The 10164-nt window shown below is 33.6% G+C and carries 12 protein-coding genes and 1 pseudogene; 5 read left to right on the forward strand and 8 right to left on the reverse strand.

Annotated features, from left to right (window positions below; genetic code table 11):
- Positions 1-356: 356 nt before the first annotated feature.
- The 4 genes from ehuB (at position 357) to ehuA (ending at position 3521) form a co-directional block, all read left to right on the forward strand.
- Complete coding sequence (gene ehuB / locus M663_RS0110605) at positions 357-1226, forward strand: ectoine/hydroxyectoine ABC transporter substrate-binding protein EhuB (RefSeq protein ID WP_029688883.1); 870 nt, start codon at positions 357-359, stop codon at positions 1224-1226.
- Between the two features lie 64 nt (positions 1227-1290).
- Positions 1291-1950 (forward strand): ectoine/hydroxyectoine ABC transporter permease subunit EhuC, encoded by a 660-nt coding sequence (gene ehuC / locus M663_RS0110610; RefSeq protein WP_273702700.1) that lies wholly within the window; start codon positions 1291-1293, stop codon positions 1948-1950.
- Positions 1951-1952: 2 nt separating this feature from the next.
- Entirely contained in the window at positions 1953-2618 is a 666-nt protein-coding gene (ehuD, locus tag M663_RS0110615) for an ectoine/hydroxyectoine ABC transporter permease subunit EhuD (protein WP_029688885.1), read from the forward strand.
- Between the two features lie 129 nt (positions 2619-2747).
- The gene (gene ehuA, locus M663_RS0110620) at positions 2748-3521 is read left to right on the forward strand and encodes an ectoine/hydroxyectoine ABC transporter ATP-binding protein EhuA (protein ID WP_273702703.1); all 774 of its coding nucleotides are present in this window, start codon (positions 2748-2750) and stop codon (positions 3519-3521) included.
- A gap of 177 nt (positions 3522-3698) precedes the next feature.
- Here ehuA and M663_RS0110625 read toward each other — a convergent pair whose 3' ends face one another.
- From M663_RS0110625 to M663_RS0110635, 3 genes are read right to left on the reverse strand one after another with little or no spacing between them, the layout of a single operon-like run.
- Entirely contained in the window at positions 3699-4760 is a 1062-nt protein-coding gene (locus tag M663_RS0110625; RefSeq protein ID WP_029688887.1) for an FtsX-like permease family protein, read from the reverse strand.
- Complete coding sequence (locus M663_RS0110630) at positions 4739-5107, reverse strand: hypothetical protein (RefSeq protein ID WP_029688888.1); 369 nt, start codon at positions 5105-5107, stop codon at positions 4739-4741. Before M663_RS0110630 ends, M663_RS0110625 begins: the two co-directional genes overlap by 22 nt.
- Positions 5097-5801, reverse strand: coding sequence for an ABC transporter ATP-binding protein (locus M663_RS0110635; RefSeq protein ID WP_029688889.1), 705 nt, complete (start codon positions 5799-5801; stop codon positions 5097-5099). Before M663_RS0110635 ends, M663_RS0110630 begins: the two co-directional genes overlap by 11 nt.
- A 364-nt stretch (positions 5802-6165) precedes the next feature.
- On the opposite strand from M663_RS0110635, the pseudogene M663_RS14790 reads away from it, so the two are divergent.
- A pseudogene (locus M663_RS14790) lies at positions 6166-6465 on the forward strand (transcriptional regulator); the annotation flags it as partial.
- Between the two features lie 151 nt (positions 6466-6616).
- Here the strand turns inward: M663_RS14790 and M663_RS0110645 are convergent.
- The 5 genes from M663_RS0110645 to M663_RS15600 all read right to left on the reverse strand — a co-directional run bounded on the left by M663_RS0110645 (position 6617) and on the right by M663_RS15600 (position 9951).
- A complete protein-coding gene (locus M663_RS0110645; protein WP_029688891.1) occupies positions 6617-6952 on the reverse strand; it encodes a hypothetical protein in 336 nt (111 codons plus the stop codon).
- A gap of 4 nt (positions 6953-6956) precedes the next feature.
- Positions 6957-7664, reverse strand: coding sequence for a nucleotidyl transferase AbiEii/AbiGii toxin family protein (locus tag M663_RS0110650; protein WP_029688892.1), 708 nt, complete (start codon positions 7662-7664; stop codon positions 6957-6959).
- 126 nt (positions 7665-7790) lie between these two features.
- Positions 7791-7943, reverse strand: a complete 153-nt coding sequence (locus tag M663_RS15590; protein ID WP_273702701.1) for a hypothetical protein — start codon at positions 7941-7943, stop codon at positions 7791-7793.
- Between the two features lie 101 nt (positions 7944-8044).
- Entirely contained in the window at positions 8045-8308 is a 264-nt protein-coding gene (locus M663_RS15595) for an ABC transporter transmembrane domain-containing protein (RefSeq protein ID WP_029688893.1), read from the reverse strand.
- 1520 nt (positions 8309-9828) lie between these two features.
- A complete protein-coding gene (locus M663_RS15600; RefSeq protein WP_273702702.1) occupies positions 9829-9951 on the reverse strand; it encodes a hypothetical protein in 123 nt (40 codons plus the stop codon).
- Between the last annotated feature and the right edge of the window lie 213 nt (positions 9952-10164).

Below are 10164 nucleotides of genomic sequence, written 5' to 3' on the forward strand. Positions count from 1 at the left end.
GTTGTTACTTCGGTTTCAAACATCGCAATTAGCTTATAAAGCAAAATTAAATACCCTCTTTTATCATGAAGTATGTGCAGGTAGTAGGAAAGATGGCGAGTTATAGTATGCTTTTGAATTTTTTCTCAAAAGTAGACTATAATAAGTCATCACGGAGCTAATTCCGAAACCTGTACAGAAAAATGCTAAAAGAGGCTGGGGCTCGCTTTGGTCCGCTGGGCCAAAGATAGACTATGCGAAAGCATGGTTTAAGGTGAGTCTTCAACTAAAAGTTGAAGGCGAAGCCTGGGCACTCTACCCTCTTTACCGGTAGAGTGTTCAGGCTTTTACTTTTAACCAAAAAGGAGGCATGGAAAATGTACAAAAAAGTTTTAGTGATCTTAATATTAATAACTCTGACATCCACTCTACTTTTAGCTGGATGTGGAAACACAACTACAGGAGAAACGACTTTACAAAAAGCTCAAAAAATTGGAGAGATAAAAATTGGATTCGCAAATGAAAAACCTTACGCCTATAAAGATGATAACGGACAGCTAACAGGAGAAGCAGTGGAAATAGCAAAAGTAATCTTTGAAAGGCTTGGCATAAAAAAGATACACGGCGAATTAACAGAATTTGGCTCTTTGATTTCGGGCCTTAAGGCGAAGCGCTTTGATGTAATAACAGCAGGAATGTTTATAACTCCTGAAAGATGCCAGCAGGTTGCCTTCGCAAATCCAGAATACTCAATCGGAGAAGCGTTAGCTGTTCAAAAAGGAAACCCCAAAAACTTACACAGTTATGAGGACATTGCTAAAGACCCGAGTATAAAAGTCGCTGTTATGGCTGGTGCGCAGGAAGCCAAAATCTTAAAAGAAGTAGGAGTAAAAGAAAACCAAATTGTGATTGTCAATGACCAGCCATCAGCCATCGCAGAGTTAGAGTCTGGAAGAGTAGACGCAGTAACAATGACCGGGCCCTCATTACAGGCCATGTTAGACTCAGCGAAAAGTGACAAAATAGAAAGGGTAATGGACTTCAAAGACCCTGTGATAAACGGAAAAATCTTGAGAAACTATGGAGCAGCTGCCTTCAGAAAAGAAGACACAGATTTTGTCAAAGTTTACAATGAAGAATTAGAGAAAATGAAACAATCAGGAGAATTATTAGAAATTCTTAAAAAATTTGGATTTACAGAAAACGAACTGCCTGGAGATATAAAAGCTAAAGATATATGCAAATAACTCTTTAAATTCTGCAGGGAGTAAAATTTCTCCCTGCGCTCCTTTTTACCAAACGAATACGGGGGTGATTAAAATAGACAAGATATTAAATATTTTGTTAAGACTAATAGATGCCTCAAAAGTGACAATTTCTTTAACAATTGTTGCAGCTTTACTAGCCTCTGTGATTGCTTTTATTTCAGGAATTTTATTATTAAATAGGCATAAAATAATTCGATTTCTTGTACGCACTTACGTTGAAATATTCAGAGGTACTTCACTGCTTGTCCAACTTTACTGGATATATTTTGTTCTTCCATTTTTCAGTGTGGAGTTACCTAAATTCACCGCTGGAGTCGTGGCAATAGCCTTAAACTACGGCGCTTACTCGGCAGAAATAGTAAGAGCAGGCTTTTTATCTGTGCCCAAAGAACAAATAGAAGCTGCAAAAGCTTTAAATTTTACGCCTTCACAAAAAATGAGATATATAATATTCCCCCAAGCCATTAGAATAATGCTGCCCGGATTAGGAAACCAAATGATAGAACTCATAAAGGGCACAGCCTTAGTGTCTTTAATAGGGTTAGAAGATTTAACTTACTCAGGAGTGATAATGAGAACAAATGACATAGCAGATACCTTCATAATATTCATCTTAATACTGGTAATCTACTATGCAATATCTTCAATATTTGCATCAGGGTTTAAACTATTAGAAAAGCGTGCCAATGTAGGGAGGGCATAAAAATGTGGAGTTGGTCATTTACATTTAAAGTCTTGCCAAAACTTTTATCGGCTGCAAAAATCACCTTTATTGCAACGATTCTGGGGTTTTTATTAGCCTCAATTTTGGGTCTTGTCTGGACATTTTTAAAAAGAGCAAAAATTCACTGGATATCTTCCAGCGCTACAGCCATAGTAGAATTTATACGCCGTACTCCATTATTAATCCAGTTATTTTTCTTATACTATACATTGCCAAGTTTCAACATAAGGTTGCCCGCTCTTACAGTAGGAATAATCGGGTTAGGACTTCACTACAGCACCTACCTATCAGAGGTCTATAGAGCTGGAATTGAAGCCGTTGAAAAAGAACAATGGGAAGCCGCAAAGTCATTAAATTTTACCCCTTATCAAACTTGGACATTGGTTATCTTGCCTCAAGCTATTCCACCAATTATACCAATGATGGGAAATTATTTAATAACTCTGTTTAAAGAAACACCTTTACTTGCCGCAATCTCTGTTGTTGAACTTTTGCAGCAGGCAAAAATCATAGGCTCAGAATATTTCCAATATTTAGAGGTATTTACCTTGGTAGGGATAATATTCTTCATCTTTAGCTATCCTTCTTCTTTATTAGTACAGTATTTAGAGATAAAACTTAAAAATCCTGCAGAAAAAAGAATGTAAAAGGGGAGGTTAACAATGGAAAGTGCAGACCTTATTATAAAAACCGCCAGAAAAAGTAAAATTCAAAAGAAGGACATAAAGCCAGAGATGATTGTACATGAAGGTACCCTAACTACCTTTGACAATCCTTTGGTTAAATATATAAATGTAAAGAAAAATTTTGGGGAATTGCAGGTTTTGAAAGGAATTGACCTTGAAGTAGGCTATGGAGAAAAATTAACTATCATAGGCTCTTCAGGTTCTGGAAAAACAACTCTCATAAGAATGCTTATGACATTAGAAAAACCGTCAAGTGGAATCATGGAAATTGAAGGAGAATCCCTGTGGACTATGAAAAAGAACGGAAAAACTGTTCCTGCAGATGAAGCCCACCTTAGAAAAATGAGGTCAAAAGTAGGAATGGTATTTCAGCAATATAACTTGTTTCCTCACATGACAGTTTTAGATAATTGCACTATTGCACCTATCAAAGTAAAAGGAATGGACCCCGAAGAGGCAAAAGAACAAGCCATCCAAATGTTAAAAAGAGTTAAAATGTCAGACAAAATCAACTACTATCCGAATCAATTATCAGGAGGACAAAAACAAAGAGTGGCCATTGCAAGAGCAGTTCTAATGAGGCCTAAAATCCTTCTACTTGACGAGGTTACCTCTGCCCTTGACCCAGAAATGGTAGGAGAAGTTTTAAATGTCTTAAACGAAATAGCACAAGAAGAAAAAGAAATGACTATGATTTTTGTAACCCACGAGCTGGATTTTGCCCGTGAAATATCTGACCGCATAATTTTTATAAACGAAGGATATATACTAGAACAGGGAAAACCTGAATCAATTCTCAATGACCCAAAAAGCGAAAGATTACAGGCTTTCCTCTCAAGATTCAAAGAAAATCGCAATCTATAACTCACCCGAACAAAGGGGACGGTTCCTCCTGTCCGAACAGACAAAAGGAACCGTCTCCTTTGTCTTCCCTTTATTTTCCTTCCTTTTTCTTTTTTGTATATCACTAATAAAGATTTTTAATTTTACACCTTTAAATTACAATTAGGTTAAATTTGCAAAATAGCAGCAACTTGCCTTTCACTTTAAAACAATACGCCTTTGTTTTATTTTTATCTCAAAAGGTATCATTGCGCTTACTGCACCTATAACTGTTGAAATAGCGATAGTTAAAAATGTCAATTTTACATCCAAGTTTACACCTTTATAAATCAAAAGTAAGAGCCCATTCGCCCCTATTAAGCCCAACACCCCTGCTATAAACCCATATATAGCTCCCTCAGCCATTACTAAATTTCTTACCCAGCTTTTCCTCCAGCCCAAAGCCAAAAGAAGTGAAAGTTCAAATTTTCTGTCCAATATATTAAGGCTTATAAGGTCGGAAATAGTTATAACCGCTAAAATTGCCGAAACTATGCCTATTAGGTAATGCTGTGGCTCAATTTTTAATGAAATGTATTCTCCTAACAAAGTTAGGTTCAACACACTTTCAAAGTGCACTTTTATATAAAATAGTATACTTAGCAAAAAAACTGGTACAGATGCTGAAGATATAGATAAAAGTGCTCTCCATGGCCTGTTTAATATACCGCTTAAAATTAAATTGAAAATTGGATTTTGACTGTACCTTGAAACTCTTCGTTTTTGTATCTCACCTGACTTTAAAATTAAGTTTAAGTTCTCTTCTTTTTGAATTAAAGCAGAAAGCCCTGTTCCAGAAACATAAGCAAACAAAAAGATAAAAAATACAGACAAAAGCCTTGAGATTTCAACAGGTTTATTTAAAATATCTCCACCTATTATTGTGAGAATAGAAGCTATTAAGCCAACAATTGTTCCTATGAAAACTCCTTCTTTTACAATTAGGACTCTTATGTGGCTATTTCTCCAGCCTACAGCAGATAAAACAGCAAACTCCTCCATGCGAGATAAAATACTCACAATTGAGGTTGCCAGCACAAAAAGCAATGCTTCAATAACCAAAATCAATATAAAAACCCAAAAGGCAACTGTAGTCTCTCTTACAATTGTCATAGCAGCACCCAGTTGAATCCATAACTCCTGCAAATAACCTATATCTTTTGCGTGAATAAGTATGTTACGGGGAGAAGATCCAAGTGTTATGTAGGCTTTGTGCACCATATAGGTTTCCATCCTATTATAGAAACTGGCGCTGCCACTTCTACCCCTTCAATTTTCTTTATCTCTTCCCAGTCCTTTATGCTTATCCCTCCAGAAAAATTAGAAATCTGATTGGCTTCCATTATGTTGAGATTCTCCAGAGGGAAACTTTTATCTTTTGGAAGCACTAAAATGTCGTAAGAGCTTTTCCACCTTTTTTCTAATTCTTCTTGCACCGTTATTTTTGAATCATGACTTATACCTACCAAGTATGACAAACCACTGGCTAAAATTGCTGCTCCTAAAAGCATTACACCCAAACGATTTTTCCTGTAGATAAAATTTCTGTATATATACTTAAGAAGCATTTCTCAAAACCTCCAAAATGCGTCCATCTTTCATAAAGACCTTGGTAGGAGACTTCCTGGCTATTTCTTCATTGTGAGTAACAATTATGATTGTGGTTTTGTGTTCCTTATTTATGAATTTTAAAATTTCTATTATTTTTTCACCTGTTGATGTATCGAGGTTGCCTGTTGGTTCATCTGCTAAAATTATGCGCGGATTAGAAATTAAAGCCCTTGCTATTGCCACTCTTTGCTGCTCTCCTCCAGAAAGCTCTCCCGGCAAATTATTTTCTTTACTTAAGAGTCCTAACTCTTTTAGAAGAAGCCGAGCTTTTTCATATTTATTAAATTCTGTACGCCTTGGCAGTACAGGTACGATCACATTTTCTATAACAGTAAGCGAAGGAATCAAGTGAAAATGTTGAAAGACAAAACCAATATACGAATATCTAAAATCAGCTAACCTCTTACCTTTAAGTGAAGAAACATTTATTCCAAATACTTCAACTTCTCCTTTAGTAGTCCTTTCAAAGCCTGCAATTATATTAAGAAGAGTGGTCTTACCAGCCCCCGAAAGTCCCTTTACTGTCACAAATTCTCCGGGCCATATCTCAAGATATACACCCCTTAAAGCAGCTTCCTCTTCTTTTTGATTTTTATACATTTTTGTGACATTTTTAATTCTGATAGCCGGTTGTAAATTAAAATCACTCAAAATGTTGCCTCCTTATGTCCAAGATTTTTTGTTTGTTTTTAATAAGTCATGAACTCCAACTACATGTTGAACATTCTGTTGTTATATAATTTCCGTATGGGTCATATTTATCACAGCATTCACAATGCATAGTGACAACTTTCTTATATAACATCATCACCTCCCAGGCATTACAGAATGCCATTTTATTAAATCTTCTTCTCCTAAATGGTGTAATTGCACCTGTGTTCAAGCATAATAAAGATATTAAGATACATTTCCCCTTTACATATCTTTTCCTTAACTATATAATATATGGTAAAGTAAATAATTTCAACCCGATTTGAATTGGGGTGGAGTGTTAAAAATTGGAAATAGCAAAGTTATGCCTCGTCAAGATACACTTGACTTAAATGAAATATTACTTAGATATAGATTAAAAGATTACTCTACTTTTTATAAAATAAAAAATTCTATTGAAAATAAACTTGAAAGCGGAGAATTTGAAGATCTGAAAAAAGAAGCTTTAAAGCTTAAAAAAATAATTCAAGAAGGTAAAATGAGCCTTTATTATGAACGATTATTAAAACAGCTTTTATATCTGGTTGAGTCTGTTATTGAAAAAACTATCAATAATAATTATGAAAAGGCTTTAGAAAAATTAATTGAAGCTATGAGAATAACCCAAGTCAAACAAAAGGGACGGTTCTTCTGTCCGAAAAAAATCAGACAAAAGGAACCGTCCCCGGAGTTTGTCTGGGGTTTTATATCTGGTTAAGTCTGTTATTGAAAAAACTATCAATAATAATTATGATTACGAAAGAATAAATGCAAGATTAGAAACTGCCCTTAACAGCCCTTTTTTGCTCCCATCTCTCTGAAAGTTTCATTTTACTTCTTCTTTTTCTGTAATCCCAATACTCTTTTTCATCAAGAAATAAAAGTCCCCAAAGGTAAATTGTAGGTACAGGCAATTCCTGAGGACCATAAAAATCTTTTAAAAATACTTCTTTCACTTCCTCAAAACCGTAAAACTCAAAAAGCCATTCTATCTGTTCCCAACTTCCCATAGTTAATACTGTTTTTATTATCAATTCTTTATGTTTTTCTGTATCCAAAACATCGAAATTATAATTCCTAAACAAAGGTTTAAAATTCTCTGGCAACCTCATAGACTCATCCCTTTTTCTTTACATATTTTTCTATTGCTTCCTTGGCTTGCTCTGCTAAAAATTGTTCTAACTCTTCAGCATCTAATTTTTCTCCTATTATAGATGCCAATGCTGTTTCTTTATCATAAATATCTTCTGTATACATCAATTGCTCTAAAAACAGTTTTCTTGAAAAAACAGCTTCTCCTTCTATTACAAATTTTTGAGGCGCTTTTTCTAAAATATATTCCAATGTCACAATGTTTTTCATAAGCAAGAAATACAAATCAATATAATCTCTATAAGTTGGACGTCTCCCCATAGTATATGCCTTCATCAAAGCTATTTCTTTAGGCGATGCTAAATTAATACCTTTAAGATTTGAATCTATTATGTGTCCAGGCACTAATGGTTCAACTAAAGAAAAAGGATATGCTATAAAACTGACTTTTATTCCATATATACTAAAAGTTGCTTGATCAATCTGCCTTATCACAATTTTTACTTCTTTTTGTGAAAATAAATTAATCAAATTATAGTGAATATTTTCAAAGTTTATTTTTTCGCTAATTTCTGCTTGAAAAAAATCCAAATCATAAGATTTCCGATGTTTTAACTGCAAAGCTAATGCAGTACCTCCAGCAAGATAAAATTTTTTTGCTATATCACTAATCTTAACTATATTTCTACATATTTTGAATCCATTGGAATCTAATACTTCTATTTTCTCCATCATATCTCACCTTTTAAAATTGAGTGTCTTCCCCTTTATTATATCCTATTATAACCTTAAAAACCATCTTTAACTTTAAAAATGCGTAATCTCCGTGATTCTCAAACTCTTTTTGGCTTATACTCATTAACCTACTACAGATAAAACTACACTTGCGGGAGTAAAAATTTCATCGAAAGTCCCTGCTTTTACTACTTCCCCGTCCTCTACAAAAATTATCTTGTCATATTTTTTAAAAACTTCTTCAGAAGTATTATGAGTTATTACCAGTGCTGTCAATCCTTCTATGCTTAAAATGGAATTTTCTATACTTAAAGCTGTTTTTTATCCAGTGATGAGGTAGGCTCATCTGAAACCAATATAAGTGTACCTTGCTCCAGTTAAGCAAAAAACATTAAATATCCAAAGAACTCTGTCAGAGAATTTGCTAAAGCAAGTATTTTTTCAAAGAAAAATCGGTTATCTTCCACTTTTTTATTGTATTTTTTATACTGTCCCTCTACTAATTTTTCCACATTAAAGCTTTTTACTACTTCAAAACCAGATAGTATATCGTTTGTCTGCACAGTCAAATCAGATAAACTATCTGAAAATTCTCTTTTAGCTTTACTTATTTTTTCTCTAAAAAGATAAGGAATAACCACAAGAAAATACTTATAACAAAAACCCCTACAGCGATGAAAAAATCCAATTTAAAAATTGCAACTGTTGCAATTATAAAAGAAAATATTAAAAACTTTATGGCCATAGAAAGTTGTAAGAAGTTTTGCAATATAGATATCTCAATAGAGAGTTCTTGTTGATATTACACGGGGTTCTTTTTGTTTGAATTTTGAGAATGAAAGAATTTGAAAAACTTTCTGGTGAAAAGGGATTTTTAAAATAAATTACCAAAAATCCGGACTTTAACATAAATAATCCAAATAAAGTGGACGGTTCTCACCGTCTGAATTCAAAGAAAACGTCCCCACTGTTTGGCATTTCAGTTTTTGGTATCTTTTTGTTTTAATAATTCTTTAATTCCCTGCAGTTCTTTTTTTATTTCCTCTGTATTACTCCAAGACTTGTATACTGAAACAAAAAGAAAAACTAATGCCACAATAGATGCTATATGACTTCTATGCTAAATAATGCCAATAGAATCCCTCCTACCTCATGAAAAATAAATACTTTATGCAAAGATTTTTTCTCCTTTAAAAAATTCAATTATGTGTTTCCTTTTTAGATAAAACTCCTATTCTGTGTCTTTATCAAATAATATTGTAGAAGTTTAATTACAAAGTCCTCTAACCATTATCATTACGTATAGTAGTTTTGTAGGTGCCTACAATTACCTTTTGTAAATCAGAAGAATTTTTGTAACTTTCTTATTTTCATTTTACCATAAACAGTCTATAATTTAAAGAGAATATGTTATTTCTACTGCTTAATTAATATATTATTACAGAATATGGCACATCAGAATTTATTTTTGTATTGTAATATCTATTCAGTGCATCTCATAAAACTTAAACTCCGCTGAAACATAACCTGTACAGACATACGTTCCGCTTCCGGATATGGGCGCTAAATACATCTCTACAGCTGTTGGATTTGTGCTTGAATCTGGACCATCATAAAAAGATATAACAGGATCTGTTGGTACAATGTACCAAGATACTCCTGTAGAAGTATGATCTTCTGTTATTCTTGCAACCGCTGCATTAATTGTAATACCTATAAAAGGTATAGTAACAGCCCTTGTATGTGGGTTTACATCTTAGCACACAGACAAAGGGGACGGTTCCTCCACTCTGAAAAAATCAGACAAAAGGAACCGTCCCCTTTGTCTGGTCCCCTCATCTAGGACCTTCACTACCCTCTGTGCTTTTTCCTTTGTAAGTACGCCACTATTAGCACTTACTACCTTATTGATTTTATACTCCTTTTGAAGCTGATCATCATAATCAGACATATTAACCTTTTTTAACATTCCTTTAATATATGGTAATTCACTAACCTTCTGGGCTTTCAACACTTTAACAACGCATACTTTAGCAATTCCTTCAATTTTATCTCCAGACTTTTTAAAATCAACAATTTCAACATCTACATTATTTACGTGATAATAATAGGACCAATTATTTACAATCCATTGTTTAATAAAATTTGCTATTTCCCCCTGCTATTTGACTCCATCGTCTCCTGCTTTCACAACATTACTTTTAATTCCAACACCATAGATAATAACAGCTATCACTAAAAGCCACACAATATGTCTTGCCAAACTTTTTCTTACCGTTGACATATTATTTCACTCCCTTTTAAATTTTTAATACAAGGTTTTTTGTCTACATTATTTTCTTTTAACAAAATTATCTTCTTTCTTTTATTTTTTATATCACCTCACTTTCTTTCTCGATAGTAGTAAAATATTTAACAATTATTTAAAATCCAATCTCGCACAGACCATCCCTTCACCCCAATGGAATTATAGGAGTGTAGTTCTATTGCATCTTCT

The organism is Thermoanaerobacter sp. A7A (assembly GCF_000445185.1).
Lineage (GTDB): Bacteria > Bacillota > Thermoanaerobacteria > Thermoanaerobacterales > Thermoanaerobacteraceae > Thermoanaerobacter.